Annotated in this window: 8 protein-coding genes; 1 reads left to right on the top strand and 7 read right to left on the bottom strand. The window is 65.2% G+C overall.

Annotated elements, in window-relative coordinates; genetic code table 11:
- Positions 1 to 110 precede the first annotated feature (110 nt).
- Positions 111 to 452: a hypothetical protein gene (locus ACWDZ7_RS29755; protein WP_451801194.1), complete on the top strand. Its 342-nt coding sequence runs from the start codon at positions 111 to 113 to the stop codon at positions 450 to 452.
- 355 nt (positions 453 to 807) lie between these two features.
- Here ACWDZ7_RS29755 and ACWDZ7_RS29750 read toward each other — a convergent pair whose 3' ends face one another.
- The 7 genes from ACWDZ7_RS29750 to ACWDZ7_RS29720 form a co-directional block, all read right to left on the bottom strand.
- Positions 808 to 1,191, bottom strand: a complete 384-nt coding sequence (locus ACWDZ7_RS29750; RefSeq protein WP_451801192.1) for an HU family DNA-binding protein — start codon at positions 1,189 to 1,191, stop codon at positions 808 to 810.
- Positions 1,192 to 1,324: 133 nt separating this feature from the next.
- The gene (locus tag ACWDZ7_RS29745; protein ID WP_451801190.1) at positions 1,325 to 1,690 is read right to left on the bottom strand and encodes a hypothetical protein; all 366 of its coding nucleotides are present in this window, start codon (positions 1,688 to 1,690) and stop codon (positions 1,325 to 1,327) included.
- Positions 1,691 to 1,728: 38 nt separating this feature from the next.
- Entirely contained in the window at positions 1,729 to 3,468 is a 1,740-nt protein-coding gene (locus ACWDZ7_RS29740; RefSeq protein ID WP_451801188.1) for a hypothetical protein, read from the bottom strand.
- Position 3,469: 1 nt separating this feature from the next.
- Entirely contained in the window at positions 3,470 to 9,019 is a 5,550-nt protein-coding gene (locus ACWDZ7_RS29735) for a hypothetical protein (RefSeq protein ID WP_451801187.1), read from the bottom strand.
- 175 nt (positions 9,020 to 9,194) lie between these two features.
- Positions 9,195 to 14,321 (bottom strand): type IV secretory system conjugative DNA transfer family protein, encoded by a 5,127-nt coding sequence (locus ACWDZ7_RS29730; RefSeq protein WP_451801185.1) that lies wholly within the window; start codon positions 14,319 to 14,321, stop codon positions 9,195 to 9,197.
- Positions 14,322 to 14,457: 136 nt separating this feature from the next.
- Entirely contained in the window at positions 14,458 to 16,515 is a 2,058-nt protein-coding gene (locus ACWDZ7_RS29725; RefSeq protein ID WP_451801183.1) for a hypothetical protein, read from the bottom strand.
- 143 nt (positions 16,516 to 16,658) lie between these two features.
- Entirely contained in the window at positions 16,659 to 19,568 is a 2,910-nt protein-coding gene (locus ACWDZ7_RS29720) for an AAA family ATPase (RefSeq protein WP_451801181.1), read from the bottom strand.
- Positions 19,569 to 19,744 lie beyond the last annotated feature (176 nt).

Raw genomic sequence — 19,744 nt, 5'->3', positions numbered from 1 at the left:
CAAGCCCTGCCCACCCAAACACACCCCGCCGCGAGATCAAGACAGACCTAACGGAGTCCTATTAGGGGCTTCTCGTGAAATGGAAGCAATGGTGATTTGATAAGGGTGAGATGGTGACGATGTGCGGCTACGAGCCGGTGACCCAGGCGGCAGCCCTGGATGCCGAACCCCAGTCCAGCACAACCGCGGGACGTCGCCGGCGGATCAGTCCTCGTTCCGCCCTCTTCGTACGGCACGGCATCGGACTGGCGATCGCCCTCGGCATGGCCTACGGAATCTTCCACGGCATCTTCCGCACTGAGGTGCTCGCCCCCGTGCTGGCCTACGTCGGACCCGTCAAGGACTTCATCGGCTGGGTGATCGAGGACCCAGATCGAGCCTGGATCGCACTGGCTGCCCTCGTTATCCCGCACATCGGGCTGTACTACCTGCTCTGCGAAGATCGGCAGTAGGGCGGGGCGCCATTTCATGACCATGTTCAAGAGCGCCCACCTCATCATCGCCCTCAGCCTGATCGGCGGCGTCAGCCTGGCAGCCATCATCGGATAGGTCACCGGCTTCTTCGGCTCGATCGCAGACACCGACGCCGGCCTGTGGAACGACTTCATGGACTGGATCAACTCGCCGCTGGGGTGGGAGCACCTCCCCGCCGGGGCCGGCCCGTGCTCTTCGTCCGGTCATCGTGCTCGTGCTGATCTTCGCTTTTGCCGACGGCTGAGCCTCTCAACTGGGCTCGTCCCACCACGAAAGAGACCCCGTGATGCCTGTGCATCGCGGGGTTCTCTTTTTCTGCCGGCTACTCGTTGCCTACGACGCGGCTCGCAGCTCACGATCCTCAATAGTGTTCCCGAACTCGTCGGCATCCTCGATCATCCCGTAGGTCTCCGGTGAGACCTCATCCTCGTTGCCCCCGAGCCGGCGGTTGAAGCTGCTCGACGCGGAGAACTTCAGCACCACGTAGTCGTCGACGTCGCTCTTGCCGAAGCGCACCTTGTGGCCCTTGTGATCCTGTCGGTAGAAGCGGCCGAAGCTCGTGAGCATGACCGTCTCCCCACAGCTGACCGCGCCCGTGAGTTCGCCGAGCAACGACTCGTACACCTTGTTCACCACCCGGACCGGCAACCCGCTGCGAGTCGCGACCCGAGAGATGAACTCGCGCTTACTGACACGCGGATTCGTCGTCGTCTCCATACCCACACCCTGTCCTGTCGTCCTTCGTGCCGCGGTTTCGCTTAGAAACTAGCCTATCGAAGATAGTCGCGAGTCTAGAAGAAGGATCGGTCTTATCGAATGAAGCTTGCTAAGCTTATCGTGGCCCATTCGGCTAGATCTCCAGATCCGGCTCGATCTCCTCCCGGTCGTCCTTGGGCTCGTAGTCGACCGACTCGATGATGTTCCGCGTGTTCGGATCGCGGCGCTGGTTCACGACCTTGTCGTGGGACTCCTCGAACCGCTGCTGCGCCGCCACACGGTGGGCCGCATCGAGCTTCGCGCCGATGTTGCGCTCCCCGAACTCCATCATCGAGCCCAGCCATGACTTCGTGCCCTGCTTGGTCGCACTGACGTTCGGCTTGTTCTGTGCCCGCATCTGCTCCCATCGGCTCCTGTCCTCCGGCGTGACGTAGCCGAACATCCGCGCGAAACGCGATCCGAACCTGACCTGCTGTCCCTCATTCTGTTCCTGACTCATGGCCCTTCCTGCTCCCTGCTCGTGTTATCGGACCACCCTCAGGCGGGCTGGTAGTCCTCGGCATCGGCCTCAGCGTTCGGGCTCTCGTTCTGCGGGCCGGCCTCCTGCTCGGCCGACGGCCCTGTAGGGCGCGCTCGCGGCTTGAGCCGCTGCTCCTCGAAGAAGGCACCCGGGTCGTCGACCGCAGTCTGCAGCGTCTTCCGCCAGTTCTCCCCGAGGCTCCGCTTCAACTCGGCCTCAAGATCTGGGTACTTCTCGTTCGCCGCCTCCATCGCGTCGACGTAAGCGTTGGAGTAGACCCGCTGCTGCTCCTCGGGCGGCAGGCCGTCGATGTCCATACTCGCGATCATCACCTCGGACTGGTCCAGGCGGTGCTGGAGCATGTCGGGCAGCCCGCTGGTGTCCAAGCCCTGCTTCTGCGCCGCAAAGCCGACCAGGTAGCCCAGCACGTTGCCCCCGTAGCTCTCCTGATCGCCGCGGCCCAGCGCGTCGAGCATCGAGGTCTTCATCGTCTCGGCGAGCTGGACCTGGTGGGCGTCCGCGCCCATGGGCCGGCGCAGCGTGAACATCCCGTCCTCAGGCAGACGCTGGCCCAGCTGGTCGTCGAACTCACCACTCCAAACCGTGCGGACCCGGCCCGAGCCCGCGATCCGCTCCTCGTGCGCGGGAGCCTTGACGATCCGGCCGTGGGCCACTCCGTTGAACATCGTGCGCAGCTCGGGCTCATACTCCATCCGCTCGCCGATGATCATCCGCGCGCGCTGGACGACCTCCTGGCGCTCCAGGGCGTCTTCACTCATCTGCTCGTGCAGCCGCTTGCGAAGCGCCCGGTAGCTGTCGCGGATCAGGCCGGCGTCCGCGCCCGGCTCACGCATCTTCCAGAAGGCGTTCTCCATGAGCGCGACCTCGGTCATGGCTGCCGAGTCCGGAGTGAACATCTCCCGGTGGCCGCGCTCACGGTGCTGCATGGCATCGAAGCGCTTGCGCCACTTCTTCGGCAGGTGGTCACGCGGATCAGTGCTGCCGATGAGGCGCTCGCGCCGGGCGTCGTTCGGCACGTCCTTGAAGATCCTCTGCCGGTGCGTGATGCCGCTCTCGGCAGAGGCGATCATGCCGCGGGCCCTGGTGTCGATGCGCTCCTGGATCTTGTTTTTGAGTGGCTGGAGGTGGCTGTCCATCTCCGTCTTGAAGTCCGGGGCGAGCATCCGCATCGTCATCACCATGCCGGCGGCCTGGATGATCGAGTTGGCATTCACTCCGCGCGAGAGCGGCTTGAGACACGACTGCATCATCATCTGCATGTAGACGTGGTGCATGACGCCGAGCTCCTGCGTCCGCTCCTCGTCGTTGAAGCCGGGCACCAGCAGCTTCGAGTCCCGCAGCGAGGCCATGTACTTCTCGCCGGCCAGCCGCGTCTCCGCCCGGAGCTTGAGCAGCTGCTCACGCTGGTCCAGGCCCTCGGTCTCGTCCTCGGCCCAGTCGACATCGATCCAGTGCACGCGCTCGCGGTCGGCCATCCGCTCCTGGGTCTTCGCGCCGAAGAACCCGCGGGAACGGTCCCGGAGCCGTTCGCGCCAGGCGCGCGAACCGTCTGCGTCCTCCGGTCCCGGCTCGTCGATCACCTCGGCGTCGATCGGCTCGTCCGAGCGCGAGTCCCAGGAGGCGTACGCGTTGCCCTGCGGCTCGTCGGCCTGCTGCCGGTCGTCGTCCACCGGAAGCTCCTTGGTCGCGCGCCGGCGGCCCGCAGGGCCCGTTTCCAGTTCCTTGTGCTGTGCCATCTCAGTGCCCCATCCCGTAGTCGTCGTCGTTGCCCTGCGGCTGATCGATCTCGATGCTCGGCGTGTAGACCGGGCGCGACGCGCCCACGCCCACGGCATGCGCAGAGCGGCGATGCGAGCCGCGGGTGCGGGAGGTCCCCGAGTCCTGAGAGATCACGTCACGCTTGACCACCGAGTCATCGACGGCAATCGCAGCGCTGTCCATGCTGTGCGCTTCAGCGGAGCCCAGCCGATCGAGCTGCCGGGACATCTCAGCCCGCGCCTTCCGGGTCCCCGAGGACGCGAATTGCTCGTTCTTCTCGCCGTCGTAGACGCTCTCGCGGTTCTTAGCCGCCTGCACGAGCGCCTCGAAGCCACCGCCGTAGGCCATCCGATCCATCACGGTGCCGGCCAGCGACGGGTCCTCTTCGAGGTTGCGAAGGAGCCCGGTTTTCGGGTCCTCCAGCGACCTGGCCACGCGGGCTACGTAGTCCGGGTTGACCGTGACGCCGAAGCCCTCCTTGGACTCGTAGAACTCGATGAACTGCTTCTCCCACTCCTCGGCCGTGGCCTGGACGGGCTCACCGTCGAGGAATGCCGTGCGCCACTGACCGGGGCCGATGTGTTCGATGCTGCGGCCCCTCCAGAGCTCGCGGCCGGGGCCCTGGAGTATCGCGTACTTGTGCCGGGCCTCGGCGGCGTCGTGCTTGGCCTGCAGGATCGACTGGGTCACCGGGTAGGTGACCTCCAAGACGGCCTTGAGATCTTCGCCGCGCAGCGCGCGCACGGCGCGCTGGCTGAACGAGCCGCCCAGGCCGGTGCCGTGGGCCTTGATCGCCGTGGCGAACATCGAGGCTTCCTGGTCGGCCTGCGTGATGCCGGGCGTGCCTTGGGTATCGCCCAGGTTCCTGGCGTAGTCGGTGAGCTTCTTCTCGCTGCCCTTGGCGCCGGTCTCGACGCAGACCTCGCGCACGCTCCGCAGGTGCGCCGCGCGGTCCGAGAACGCCAGTGCCGCGCCGAACTCGCCGCGCTGCGCCTGGCGGTACAGCCCGCTCAGCTCCTCCGTCACGACCTGCTGGCCGAGCTTGATGTCCTCCGGCGACTCTGCGTCCGTGAGCGCCTGCAGCTGGAGCCGGTTCGCCTCGCTGCGCGAACTCTCCAGTTCCTCGGCCAGTCCGGCGTTCTTGAAGAGCGCGACCTGGGTGTCCAGCGACACCTGCATGGCCAGCGGGTGCGAGCCGTCGCTCTTGACCACGCCGGTGTCCAGCAGATTGGCCTGCACCGAGAGCTTCGCCAGGGCATCCGCCTTGGCGGCCGCGCTGTGCAGCTTCACCACGGCGACGGCGTCGCCGTCGAAGTCGCCGTCGAAGCAGGCGTCCATCACGGGGTTGATCGCGGCACCGGTGAGCCGGTCGTCGATCGCTACCCGCATGTAGCGCACGCCGGCGTCACGGAGCACCGGGTCACGCCACACCAGCGCGTGGTCGCCCTCGGTCAGCCCCAGCTGCTCTGCCTTGACTGAGCTGAGCGCAATCTGGTCGACGTCCAGGCGCGGGTCCGCGGTCCACACCATCGTCGCCGAGTCGGTGAGCCGCGAGGCCATCAGCCCAGTCTTGAAGATGTTGTTCTTGCCCGTGAGCACCCGGTTCTGCACGTCGGTCGTGATCGCCTCGAAGGCGCGCTGAGCGCGCGAGACCGATTCGCTCATGCCGCGACGCACCACGGCGCGCTTCTCCGCGGACAGACCCTGGCCGTCCAGCTGCTCGGCCATGTAGCGGTAGCGGCAGGCCTCGACGAAGACGTCCTGGTAGCTGCGGGTGTAGTCGTGCGTGACGGAGGACCCGTCCTCGAACTCCTGGCCACTGCGCAGATGTGAGGACATCACCGGCAGCTTCCACGAGCTCGCGCTCACCGTCTCGGTCTGCTCACCGGTCGGATACGTGAGCGGGAAGGGGATCTCCATGTCGCCGCCGCGGTAGCCGATGAGACCGCCGAAGGACTTGCGCATCGCCGTAGTGTTCAGTCCCGGGAGCTGGCCCTCCTTGCGCGGCTGAGTGCGCAGCAACGCGGGCATCGGGATGAACCGGCGCTCGGGGCGCTCGTCGAGGCCCTCGGCGTGACCGACCACCCGCAACGTGCCGTCAGCCTCCATGTCCATACCGGTCACCAGCAGGTACTCGCGCAGGTTCGACTCGGCCCCGCTGTTGTGGCCGTAGAACTCACGCATGATCGCCGGGCAGTCCTGAGACTGCAGCGCCCAGGCCAGCTGCGAGGAGGCCTTACGGCCCTTGCCGGCACGCACCTGCTCGTCGTCGTAGATCTTCGTCTTCTCGTCGACAGCCATGTGGGTGACCACGAAGCGCATCTCGCCCAGGGCACTTGGCCGCAGTTCTCCGTTGGGGGAGCGCAGGTCGGAGACGTTCCCGCTCATCAGCTCGCGCGCCGAGCCCGCGTTGCGCCGGGAGATCAAACTGAACGGGCTCATCACCACTTCCAGGCCCGGGTTGGCCCGGAACCAGTTGACCTCTTCGACGACATCCTGCTCCTGCGCGTCCTGCAGCGGCATGTCCCGGTCGACGATCAGCGAGATCACGCCCTTGTTGCCGTGCAAATCCGAGATCTTGTCGCCCACGACGAGATCGCGCTCCTGGCCACCGGCCCCGCGGATGCGGTGGCGCTCGGCGAACTCCTTCGACACCACGATCGGGTCATCAGCCGTCCAGCCGCCGAAGGTCATCAGCGCCGTCTTCTCCGGCGCGGTGACCTCAGAAGACTGCATGATCGTCGAAGCTGTCATCTGCTGGCGGTCGAACGGGTCGTACCGCAGCGTCTCGAGCTCGGGGAGAGCCATGAGCGGCGCACGCTGCCCGGCCACGCTCTCGTCGCCCGGCACGATCCGACCGTCGGCGTCGACCTGGGACTGAGTGGTCAGGTACCGCACGATGCCCTGGTTGGTCGCGCCTCCGGTCATCACCGGGTCGAAGTAGCCGCTGGGCGCAGCGACATTGTTCCGATCCTTGCCGGTGAGCACCGTCATGTTCCGCCCGCCCGTGAGCCGCCAGGCGTCGAAACGGTTGTCGTCAGCCGGGTCAGTCCGGTCGCGCTGGGCCCGGTACTCGGCGTAGATCGTCGAGCCGGCCTTGATCTCGTTGGAGTAGCGCAAACGGCACGCCTCGGTCTGCAGGATCGCGGCCGTCCACTCGTCCAGGTGCGCCTTGATCTCGCCGGTGGACTCGTCGAGCTGGTACGTGGTGGCGCGCTCGATGAAGTCGATCGGGTGCTTCGTGCCGTACAGCTGCGAGTAGACCGTGTTGAGCGAGGAGGGCTCGCCGGTCTCGCTGCGCCCGGCGATGAGGTCGCCGGCGATCTGGTACTGGATGCGCTCGTGCATGAGCTGCTCGTAGCCGTACAGGCGCGTGCGTTCCTCGACCGAGGTCGGGGCCTCGCCCGGAGTCTGGGCCGTGATCGTGGCCTCGTAGCCCGGCACGATCAGAGCGTTCTCGCCGCTGGCGAACGCGGTGGTGATCCCGCCGTACTCGCCGACATCGAAAACCTGGCCGATCTCACCCGAGACTGGAGTCCCCTTACCGTCACGGCGCAGCCTCTCGCCGCTCCAGCGGATGACGCCCTGTGAGTCGACCAGGATCTCGGAGACCGTCGCCGCGTTGCGCTCGATGCTCTCGCGCACGGTGGCCCCGATGCGCCGCATGAACGCAGATTGGTGATCTGCGATCGGCATGGAGCGCTCGGCGTTGAAGCGGACGAGCCGGTCCTTGAACCGGGTCGTCTGGAAGGTCGAGCCCATCATCTCGTCGGGGGAGATCCCGCAACGACGCAGCGCCGATGCGAGGTTGTCGAGGTTCGACCACTGCCCGGTGGGGCTGGTCATGTACCGCGCCACCCGGTCCGGGTTGAAGCGCTGATCGACCCACTCGCCGTCGACGTCGTGAGGCTCCGCCGCCCAGGTTCCGATGAGTTCGAAGGGGACGTCCTCGGCGTGCTGCCGGACTTTCTCGACGGCGGTGCCGCCGTAGACGAGGTTGCCCATCTCGGGCACCTCCTCGACCTGCAACTCGCCGATCTCTTCCAGCCGTTCCTGGTACATCTCCTCGGTCGCACCCGGGCGCAGCAGATCGCTGTGCGCGCCGGTGAGCACGTCCCAGTAGGAGCGCTGGAGCGCAGCGACCTCAGAGTCAGCCGAGTATTCCGGCGGCTCGACCGCATCCAGATCGCCGCCCGTTCGCTCCAGCTCGGCCTCGGCGCGAGCGATCAGGTCTTCGACGCCAAGAGCTGCCTGCAGATTCTCCCGCGCGCTCTCGACGGCGGCCGTCGCGTAGGCCTCAGCGGGCTCGGCGTCGACGAAGAAGGTTGGCAGGGAGCGGTTCTTCGCGTCCCGGCGCAGCATCACCTTCGACCCGGGCCGGGGACCGGATTCGCCGGGGGCCACGTAGTCGCCGACCACGAACATCGACTCCCGGTCTACGTGGTAGCTGTCGGGCACATCCACCAGCGTGCGGCCACGGCCGCGCTCCTGGTGCGTTGGGCCGGTCTCGCCGACGGCGTGCCCCGGCAGATCCGTGCGCTCGATGCGGTGGCCCTGGGCGAAGCGCAGCAGCTGAACGGCCTCCGCCGGCGAGGGGGAGTGGACCGCCATGCCGCCGGGGACCCGGTAGTTCGTCGAGTAGCGCAGTACTGTGCCGTTGTCGTAGATCCGGGCTCCGGCGTACTCCTCCTGGCGCGTGTCGGTGAGACGGATCTCCATGCCGGTTCCGGCGATCTTCGCCTTGATCTGACCGGGCTCGCGGTCGCGCATCACCTCGTAGGACACGCCCTGAGCCTTCAGCTCTTCGAGCAGTGCTGCCGAGCGTGCCACGGCGCGCTGGGACATGAAGCGGTTGCGGTCGACGCGTTTCGTCTGGGGGTCCCGGCCGCCGTCGATGGCCCACTCGCGGACCTGGTCGTATTCCTGCTGGCTCATCTTGTCCATCAGCGCGGTGAGCCCAGCGGCGTCGTCGTTCGTCATCGCGCGGCCGGCCTCGAAAGGCTTGCCTTCGTCGTCGATGCGCCAGAGCACCATGTTCCCGCGCCGGGGATCGGCCAGGGTCTCCACCTCGCCGTTGGTAACGCGTCCGATCGTCTCGTCCGGCAGGTACACCAGCGCAGTACCGGCGCGCTTCACGGTCGCGCGTTCGGACCAGTCGGGGTCGTAGGGGCTGATCGGCAGTCGGGCCGACTTCGGGTCGATCTGGGCGCCGACGCCGGTGGCACGGGTGAACTCCCGCTGCGACTGCTGATAGCGCTCGTTCTGCGGGGAATGGTCACCGAACTGCGGCTCGTAGTCGGACACCCGCTCACCGAATGCCTGGTCGATGGCGGAGAGGCAGTCCGTGACGCCCAGCCGCGGGTCGGCCAGCGCGGCGCCCCGCTGGCCGAGGATCTCGTCGACCCGGGCACGGATCACCTTGGCCTGAGAGATCGGAACGACCTGTCCGGTCTGATCCCTGGCCTGCTCGACTGCCTTGTAGTAGACGTACTCGTAGAAGTACCTGCGCAGTCCGTGTGCCTTCTTCATGGCCAATCAGCTTCCTGTGGATGCTCGGGTTACATAAGTGTGTATAGAGCCTATCCTGCTTATAGAAAGGAAGTGAGAGGTCATACGGAAAGGCCAGTGCCGAGGCAGTCTCCCTCGATCGAGAGACGACCTCGGCACTGGTCGTGATCCATGGCTGGCCCTAAGTGGCCGCCGGCTACTTCGACTTCATCTCGATGGCCATGGCCCGGTCGAACCGGCCGTCGGCCAGCACCTCCCAGCTCGGCAGTGAGGCCAGGTACTGGTAGAAGGCCGAGTGGACCTTCACCGTCGCCAGCGACTTCAGGTCCTCCTCGGTGACGTCCTCCTCGGCGAACACCCGCGAGTCCTCGTCGTTCACGTGGCCGTTGATCCGGCGGGCTGCATTGGCGTACGCGTCCGAGCGGATCTGGCTGATGTACGTCTGAGACCCATCGGCGCTGCGCAGCTCGCCGTCGCCGCCGACCGAGAAGTGCTCGCGATCCTGTTCCAACTCGGTCTGCGCCGACTTGTAGGCCTCACCGATCTCGATGTCCAGGCTCTTGACCTTCGCCGAGCCGTCGGGGTTGACCAGCATCTCCTTGCTGATCGTCCCCTCGGCGTAGAGCAGGCGCTGCCGCTCGACGCTGACCGCCTGACTCTCGGCGACCGCAACCCCGACCTCGACGTTCTCGATGAACTGGTCCTCGTCGAACATGCTCATCCCCTCGTACGCGTCGGGGTCGACGACCACCGGAGCGTTGGGGTCCTGGCCCTCGTCGACCGTGGTCATCGTCGTGATGACTTCCATGACCTCGTCGGCGTAGACATCCGGGTCCAGGCGCTCGATGTCGACCTCCTGGTAGCCGTAGATCTCCTTGTACTGCGCCTTCGCGGCCGCGGCCTTGACCGCCTGGCGCATGCGCTTCTCCAGCATCTTCACGAAGTCCGGCTGATTCATCCGCACGTCGAAGTCCATGGCACTGGACAGCGTCGGGATCGTCTGCAGCGAGTAGGTGTGCCCCGGATGCTTGATCGTGTTCCCCAGCAGCCGGAACGACATCGGCAGGATCGTCTGGTTGCGGTTCCAGATCGGAGCGTCGCCGGCCCGGAAGACGATCGAGTTGCGCGGCGAAAGGAAGGCCATGTCGTTGTAGCTGATCAGCGGCTCCTCCTTGGTGTTCATCGTGTAGGAGACCCGGCCCTCGGTCTTGCCGCCGATGACCTTGTCGAGATCCTGGCTGATCTGCTTGCTGTCCCGGTATGACCGGTGCGTCTTGCCGCTCATCTTCTCCAGCGTCTCGATCATCGAATCGTCCGTGGACTTCAAGAAGACGATGTTCGAGGTGTTGTGCGTCGGGATGAAGTCGTCGGTGAGGTAGAGATGCCGCTCGTCGGCGACCCGGATGCACTGCACCTCCTCGTCTCGCAGGTACTCGACGCTGACGACACGATTGAATCCGCGTGTACGGTCACGCCAGCGCTCTGCCTTGCGCGAGAGCAGGAAGGGGTTGATCTCGGGCAGCCGGATGTTCAGCACGCGGTAGGCGTCCCTGGCCTCCTTCGGCGTCGGCTGGTTCGGCGAGGTGTACTTGACGTTCGTCTTGACGTTGATCGCCACACGACCGCCCAAGGAGCGCACGAGCTTCTGGACGTCCTCAGCCAGCTCGCGGCTCGCGGAGGTGAACTCCATCTCGCCCTTGCGGCTGATCGTGCCGTCGGTGTCCATGAGACCGCGCAGCAGGTCGGTCCGCTGCTGCACCGAACCGAACACGTAAGCCGCCGGGATCGACTTCTCCCACGAGCGCTTACCTGCGATGCCGAGCTTGCGCAGGTGCTTGCTGACTCCAAGGACGCTGTAGGTCAAGCAGTGTCCGTCCTTGACCTTGTACTCCGAGACCGTGTGGCCGCGACGACGAATCTCCTCCACGATCTCCTCGTCGTTGCACGAGAGCCAGGAGAAACCAGTCTTGCCGATATGCCCGTCCCCGATGAGAGCACCCAGAACGTATGGGTCGAGCGGAAGGTCGGCCTCCGGGTAGGCCACCGGCATGATTCGAGGCAGGTCGACCTGACGACCCTTGTCGACGCGCGACTTCAACTCATTGGTGGTGACGATCTCGGTGACACGCTCGGCGGTCTTGCCGTCATTGCCGCCGACGTACGCCCTCTTGCCGTCCTCGGTCTTCCCTCCCAGGTACTTCACGCTGGACTTCCAGCGCTCGATCGGCCACAGATGCTCGTTGCACGACTCGGCCGAAGAGCCGTCACGCAGGGTGAGCCGGAAGACCGGACGCACACCTCGCGGATAGACCCCGGTCACCGTGGTGACCGTGCCGAACGGCGTGAGCACCTCGTCGCCGACCCTGATGTCGCCCATGCGCTTCCATCCCGCAGGGGTGGCGACGAGAGAGTGAAGCGGGGCAGCATTGCCCTGCACGATCTTGTCGACGCTCTCTCCGTAGACGTCACGCAGCTGCTGCAGGGTCTGCAGGATGAGCGTGAACTGCTGCTCCTGGCCCAGGCCGATGGAGAGCATCGTCTCGAAGCCGTCGATGCCCTTGCCCTCCGACTGCAGGTTGCCGAGCTCGTCGAGCATGAACCGCGTGCGGTAGAGCGGCTTCTGGTTCGACTTCGTCATGTACGCCTGGTCGGCACTCACGTCAAACAGCTGCTTGACCAAGATCAGGATCAGCTTCGCGTACTTCATCAGGTGAGGCGGAGTCACCAGGAACAGCGCCTTCGGGGACTCCGAGTAGCGCGACAGCGTCTGCGTGATCGCCCGTGCCTGATACGAGACCTTCTCCGGGTTGCCGCCGCCGGAGAAGTCGAGTTGCGTGTCCGGGTAGAGCGTGTCCCCGGCCTGGAAGGACAAGATCTTCCCGTCCCGGATGCCACCCTCACGCACCGGCTTCAGCTCACGCATCACGCCGTTCTTCACGATCTTGTTGCCCGTCACCGGCTCGACCACGTAGTGCCGGCCGTTGAGCGAGACCTGGTAGTTCTTCGTGAAGCTGAAGTAGAAGGTCCGCACCAGCATCTTCGTCTGCGGGTTGACCAGCTCCAGCCTGAGCCAGGCCTCGTCGCCGGGGAACTTGCCCTTGAAGTTGTACCGGGCCCAACCCTCGCGGCCGACGATCTCCTCGTGCTCGAAGTCCTCACCCAGGTTCTCGGTGAACATCGGGTCCGCGTAGGCCGACCACACGGCCTGCTGACCGACGAGGTGGTCACGCTTGACGTAGTTCGGCGCGAAGCGCACGCCGAGACGACGCGGAAACGACAGGCCCGCGAGATCCGTGTTCTGCGAGGGCTTGCCCGAGGTCAGCGTCGAGATCGTGGGGTCGGTGAAGAACGACATGGCGGTTATCGCGATGCCGTACACCGAGGCCAGCATCTTCTCCGCGCCGGCCATCGAGCGCAGCGCGTTGTGGGCGTTGCCCACCAGCGTGCGCATGTTGTTGCGGGGCAGCTCCTCGCTCGCGTTGAAGTACAGGCTGAGCATGTCCTGATCGGCCTTGCCCTCCCACATGAAGGCCTGGGCCGCCGCCTTCTCCTGCTCCTCGGCCAGGGCATCATCGTTGTTCTCGAACTCCCCGGCCTTGACCCGCTTCTCCAGCTCAGCCTCAGGATTCTTGATCTTCTTCGAGCTCATCTGCACGAAGAGCTGGTAGCAGTTGTAGAGCGTGGCCTTGCCCCAGAGGTCATCGAGCTTCTGCTCCAGCAGCGCCGGGTCCATATTCAGCACGGCTGAGGCGCTGCGCAGCTCCCGCTCCTCCTCCAGGTAGAAGTCGATGAGTCCGTAGGCCGCGCGCTTGAAGGCGTTATTGGCGGCGTTGGGCCAGACCGGGTCCTCGCCGCCGTCGAGCGGAAAGAAGATCCCGGCGATGTTCTCCACGTACAGCGCGCACTTGGTGAAGTTGCCCTCACGCGCCGCGTCGGCCGCCAGTCCCAGGGGGTTGTAGATGTCGGTCTTCATGGAGTTGATCAGGTTGAACTGCACCGGCTCGAACCCGCGTGTGACCAGGGGCACGTAGTTCTTCACCAACAACTCGCCCTTGGGGTCGTTGATGACCATGTTCGAGGGCTTCTTCTCCCGCGCCCACATGTCGATGACCGGCTCGATGTACGTCTGGCCCTTACCGGCTCGGGTGATGGCCAGCACCATGGTGTTCACCGGCGCGGTATCGACCACGTACGCCCCGGCCGGGCGCTGGACCTCGTACGCCGGGAACTCCCAGTCCTCCTTGATCAGGGCAGCGACGGTCCTGTACGTGTCCGACTCGAAGCCGAGCTTGTCCCGGTTCTTGCCGTCAGGGTTGTACGGGATCAGCGTCGTGTCGTACTTCTGCCGCAGCGTCTTGTCATCGGGGAGCCCGGATGCCTCGAACAGCTCGTCGCCGAAGTCTTCGTCGATGATCGGCAGGGTCTGCGTCAGCGGATCGCCCTCGTCGTCGTCCATGACCTCGCCGGCGTAATAGACGAGGTTCCCCTCCTCATCAATGACGTCCTTCGTGGCGCGCTGGGCGACCCCCACGGTGCCCAGCCCCTTCTTCTTGAGCATCATGTGGCTGAGCATCGAGCTGACCTGCACGCTCGAGTGAGCACCGGCATCGGGGAACCAGTCGTAGTTCTGCTGGATCTCTTCCGGCAGAGCGATGTGCTGGTCGTTCTGGTACTGGTTGATGTCGCTCGTGGTGTTCATCAGGTTCGCTGCGGCGACCTTCCGCGAGAACCACGTACCGATGATGAGGGCGGCCATCAGACCCGAGCCGAGCGTGATGAAAAGCTTGAACCCCGAGACGTCGGCCAGCTGCTCGCCGACCGTCGTCGCGCTCTTCTTGGGCTCAGCCGGCTTCTCGGCTCTGGGCTTGCCGTCCTTCTCCGCGGTGTACCAGCTGGGGACCGGAACAGCCTCAGCGCTGGGGTAACACTTCGCCTTCACGTCCGGGTTGCCGTCCTTGGTCAGGGGCCGGTAACACTTCACGACCGAGCCGCCCGCACCCGTCGTGGTGTCCTGGACGTAGTACGCGCCCGGCTTGCCGGTGCTGCTGCCGGGCACGCCCGAACCTACGGACACGCCCGACGACAGCACCGCCGCGGCGATGAGCGAGTACAAGACCCAGGCGACGATCGCCACCAGCACGCCGGCCATCACCGCGGCGACGATGCCCGGCCTGGTCGACCTCAGGGTCCCGAACGTGCTGCGGTCCAGCTGCTGGCTGTCGTAGACGTCTCGGTTCGTCAGCGTCTCGCCTGGCGTCCGCGCCGAAATCTTGTCCCAGCTGCTCGCCTTCGGCCGCGTTGCCTTCCGCCTGTTCGTGGCCATCGTGATCCCTTGCTCTCGAGCCTCGCTCGCTCTGCTGTCCTGCTGCCCAGTGCGCTTGCCTGCGCAGACGACGACGGTGAATGGGGGACGCGCCCCATGCGTCGTCAGATCACTCCGTCGCTCATGACCGTTCCGCTCAACGGGTCAAGAACACCCCGGCGACGAACACGACCACGCCCAACAGGAGCAAGAGCGTGACGATCATGACCACGAGGATCTTGTCCGAGCTGCTCTGCATCTCGGAGGCCCGAGCCAGCTCGTTGGCGTAGAACTCCTTCTCGGCCTGCTTCTCCGTCAGGCGCACCTCATACTGCTTGGCCACTGAATCCTCGACCGTGGACAGCTGCTTGAGCAGGTCGGTGACCCGCGCCATCTGGGAGTTGGTCTGCGCCTTCTCCAGGTCGAGGCTGTGCTGCCACTCGGCGTCCCGCGTCGTTATCTGCATGATGGAGCCCTTACGGTGGCTTTCCAGCTCGCCCTCCATGCGGCGGATCCGGTTGGCGTGCTCAGAGCGCACCGAATCCAGGAGGTCCTGCTGCTCCCGGCGCAGGACGCCGATCTCGTCCGTGGTCCGCAGGTGCTCGGCCAGCGTCTCGGACTGGGCGATGTCGGCCTTGCGGTTGTCATCGACGATCCGCTGGATCTCGGACTTCCACTGGTTCAGGCGCTCTTCCTCGGCCGTCAGGTACTCCGACTGCCGTTCGGCCAGCACCTCGAAGATCCGCGTTTGCCCGGTCTGCATCTTCAGCGTCGCGTCCGAACGCCGGACCCGCAGGATCTCCTGCTGGTTGTGGGCGTGGGTATCCTCGATGTCCCGCTCGATCTCGGCGACGGAGTCGATCTGCTCGCGCTCCATCTTCGAGCGGTTGCGCTCCTTGTACTGCAGTTCCGCCGAGAGCGCCGCCTGCTGGGCCACCTTGGAGGCCTGCGACTCGTAGTCCTTGGCGATCTCCGCCCGGCGGGACCGGATCTTCTCATCCTTCTCCGTCTGCCGCTGCTGGTGCTCGGCCTCGGCGGCGTCCTTCAGCAGCTTGTACCGGGAGCCCGCGCGGTCGGTGGCCACATCGCGGATGACCTGCTCGGTGTGCGCCGACATGAGGTTGACGTAGAGCGCACGCAGCTCATCCTCGTGCGCGGAACGGAGCTGCATCAGGTCTGCGTTGGACTGCCGGTTGAGCTGGGCGACCTGGTCCCCGAGCCACTCCGTCGCGCCCTCGGGCACAGCGATCTGCACGACCGGCGCGCCGATGGCGAAGGTCGCGTTGAATTCATCGAGCCGGACGTCCAGGTCCAGCTCCTCGGTGAGGAACCGGCGGGCGATGACGTCGCGCACCTGGGCCTGATCGGCCAGCAGCACAATGTCGCCGGCCTCCTGGTAGTCGCCCTCGATGCCGTAGCCGGCGTCGGTCTCGTCGAAACCCTCGTAGCCGGCCACCTCGTCGCCGTCGTAGTCCGGCTCTGACTCGACCGGGGCGGTGCCCGCGTCGTCCGCGTCGAACTTGGGTGCGTCCGCCCCTTCATCCTCGTCGACGACGTCGTTGAAGAGCGGCTCGTCGTCCAGGCCCTCGTCAGCTCCCTCGACACTGGGGATCCCGTCGAAGATCGCATCCCCCTCATCCTGCCCGAGGAGCGCGGGGGCGGGGGTAGTGGCTCCAGCCTCGGCGACCAGGCCGCTGTGCTCTTCCCACGCCTTCTTGCCCACGGCTTCTTCGAGGCTCGTGGTACCTGCAGCGACAAAGCGCGCCTGCGCGAAGGTCGCATGGTTCACCAGATCGACGAGCAGATCACCGCTGGACTTCTGCCACACGACGGCCCAGGCGTAGGTGGCACCGGTGAGTAGCGAGTACTCCTCCATGCGCGCGAGAGTCTCGTCGGTGGGGATGATGCCGAAGACCTCCTCTTCGATCATCTCCGCCGTGGCCACCGTGCGGATCTGGTCGGAGCTGATGAGCTCGATGATCGAGCCCTTCGCCTCGTTTCGCCCGTGACGCCTGCTCAAGCCGCCGATTTCGTCGGCTGCAAGCACGAGCATCACCCAGGCCGTACCGCTGGGAAAGACGAACTGCGTGTTCGACCGCAGCAGCTCGACCGCCGCCGGAATCGCCGTCTCTCTCACCACGGAGGCCAGAAGTTCGTCGGGCTTCTTCTTCCGTTCCCTCTTCTGGCTGACCGCTGCCGTCCCCAGAATACCCATTGATGCGCGATCCCTTCGCTAACAAAACACAGTCCACCTGGCTTATGGGCATCTTATTGCCGCCCTATTGTGTTAGGTGCTCGTAGGGCCCCAATGGGCTATTGACTCATGAGTTGATTAGTTCCCGCCATCCTCGAACCGGCTCATCGCACCGCGCTGACCTCGACATAAGCGTCGGAACTCAGCAGGTTCTTGTCGTCGCTGACCAGGTCACCGACGACGTCGATGCGGATCCGTCGCTCCGAGGGGTGCTCGTTGAGGAAGGTCGCCACCGCGGTAGTGACCTCGTCGGTCAACTTCGCCACAGCCGCACGCGCACCGCCCGCATCAGAGTCGGTGTCGCCCTTGTCCTCGATGAGGTACTGCAGGACCCTCGCATCGACGTCGACCCGCATGTTGTGCTTGACGAACACCTCCTGCACCATCTGGCGCAGCTTCTTCCGCACGATCTTTTGCTGCGTCGGCAGCGACAGCGGCTGGAAAGGCACGATCGCGTCGATACGGCCCAGCAGCTCGGGCGGAAACCGGTTGTCGCCCGTCGTCGAGGAGATAGAGCGACGGATGAGCTTCTCGTACTCCATCAGCTGCTTGCCCGACCCTGTGTCGTCCGCCGCGTACTGCGAGATGTCCTTGTAGATCTCCGAGCCCGCGTTCGTCGTCAGCACGATGTACGTGTTGAGGAAGCTCACCTCGCGGTTGTTGTCGTCGTTGAGTCGGCCGTCGTCGAGCACCTGCAGCAGTACGCGAGTCACCATCGCCGAGGCCTTCTCGACCTCGTCGAAGAGCAGCACAGCGTGGGAGAGGTCCCACACGCGCTTGGTGAGCTCGGAACGGAACGCCGCGAACGACGAGTCCTCGGCGTACTCCGTCATGTCGAACCGGATGAGGTGCCGCTGGTCATCGCCGAACAGCAGTCGCGCCAGCTGCTTCGTGAGCTCCGTGTTGTGCGTGACCACGAACTGACCAGCCTGGTAGAGGTGCTCCTTGTCGTTGACGTAGATGCACGACGAGCTCTGCTGCTCCGGCAGCTTCTCGATCGACGCAATGCCGACCATGTCGAACTTCTTCACGCGCTGACGACCCGAGGTCTCCATGACCGCCCGCCGTGCGATCTCGTGCTTGCGGGGGAGGGAGAAGAACCGGGCCTTATCCTCGTTGCCGACCTTCACATGCACGCCGTACTCGGCCAGTTCGCGCCCGCCCTCCTTCGTGCGCGTCCACAATTTGATCGTGTTCGAGACGCCGAGCGAGAACAACACCTCCCGGAGGTCCTCCGCGAGCCCCTTGGAGAACGTCGAGTACGAGACGTTGAAGCGGTCGTTCGAGCCGCCGATCGATCCGTCGGTGTCGAAAAGGCCCCGCACCAGTGCCCACCGCTGCTGTACCGATCCGTGTTTGTACCTCTCCGGGATACGGCGCTCCGCCGAGCGTGCACCGATCAGATCGGGAACTGAGGCGAGCACGTACTTCGTCTGGTACAGCGAATCGCGGCGGTCCTCCACCGGGCCAACACCGACAGGGAAAACCCAGCTGTAGTTGCGTCCGTACGACTTCGGTGCCGACCCCAGCCATTCGCCCACCATCCACACGGTGTGGTCGGCGTCGTCCCCGTCAGACGAGAGCGTCAGCTGCCTCTCAGTGAGGCACCCGTTCCCGATGAGGACGCCCAAGACGTACGGTTCGACGTCGAAGTCCTGCTCCGGCCAGTGCACCGGTCCGTTCGCCGGGATGAAGAACTTCAGATCTTCCCGAGAGTCGCCGGGGTAGGTGCGCACGACGCCACGCTCGACCATTTCCTGCGTGCTCAGGACCATCGGCGCGACGTCCTTGCCCGCATGCTTCTTCGACCGCTGCTTGGCTGTGTAGACCGTCCACAAGTGCGGTCCTCCAACGTCGAGAGTCCGGCCGTCCCAGAGCGTGACCCGGTAGACGTCCTGTATGCCCTGCGGGAAGTGTCCGAGCACCTCGACCGGGCGACCTTGGCGACCGAATACTCTATCGCCCGGGAGCAGGTCGCCGTGCAGCTTCCAGGTGGTCTCGCCATCGCTCGAGTAGACCGGCACCTGCGTCGAGTCGATGCAGAATTTCCCCACACCAGTCGAGCCCGTGAACAGCAGGCTCGCCATTGGCTTTCCCTTGTCGTTGAGGTCCGCCACCGACAACTGCAGACGACGCGCCACCGCGCTGGTCGCCCAGTCCTGGCTGAACACCTTGGCGTCCAGCTGCTTCTTGATCTTTGCGCCGTCGACCCGGAATGCGACGTTCACGTTCAGGGACTCCATGAGCACGTTTGAGAGCAGGTCCCGGTCCAACGGCCGGTGCGTCAGGCGATGCCAGCCGACCATGGAGTCGAGCACGAGGATCGACTTGCGCGGCTGGGCGCTGGCCGGCATGTAGCGCTGGGTGTACTCGTAGATCTGCCGGAAGATGTGGTCGTCGTAGAACTCGTCGGCCACGCCGTACCGTTCGGCCATGCCCTGCAGGATCTTGATGGTCGTCGCCTGGTCCGGCGGGTTGAGGTTGATGCGCTGCAGGCGCTCGACGAGCGGCTGGTTCGGTGAGATGTGCTTGTGGAACTCCTCGTAGGTCGTCGCCGCGATGATCCTGATGCCTCGGGTCCCCGAGGCCGCGAGGACCGGCTTGATCGCCTCGATGGCGGCGTCGGAGAGCTGGGTGATCTGGTGGAACTCGTCGATGAAGAGCACCAGTTCGTGTTTCTCGACCTTGACAAAGTCCTCGGCCTCGTCGAAGAAGCCCTTGAGTATCGCGGCCATGTTCTCGGCGTTGCCCGCCTCGGAGATCATGCGCGCCGGGTCCACTTCGAGATAGAGGCGATCCGGATCCACGAGCATCGTGGCCTGGACCAATGCGGTCTTACCCGTTCCGGCCTCGGCCAGTAGAAGCGCATTGCACAGCTCGGGACGGCTCATCGAGGCCAACAACTGCATCGTCTCGTGCTCACGGCCGACGATGTCGCGCTCAGCCTTCTTCAGCGGCTCCGAGAGCTTAGACAGGAGTGGGTAGCGCTCGTTGAGCTGTGCCTCGTGGAACATGCCGCGCAAGACCTCTCGACTGAACTGAGGATTCAACTGGAAAAGCAGTCAAAATCCTATCATGAGTCGCATTGGATAAGGCTTTGAATGGAGAACAAGAAAGGCCCCGGCCCCGGAGTCCACTCCGGGGCCCTTCGTTCCGTGCGCTGGTCGCGGTCGCCCACCCGCCGTATTCG

The sequence above is a fragment of the Streptomyces sp. NPDC003032 genome (assembly GCF_053591415.1).
This window is presented reverse-complemented; position numbering and strand designations above follow the sequence as displayed.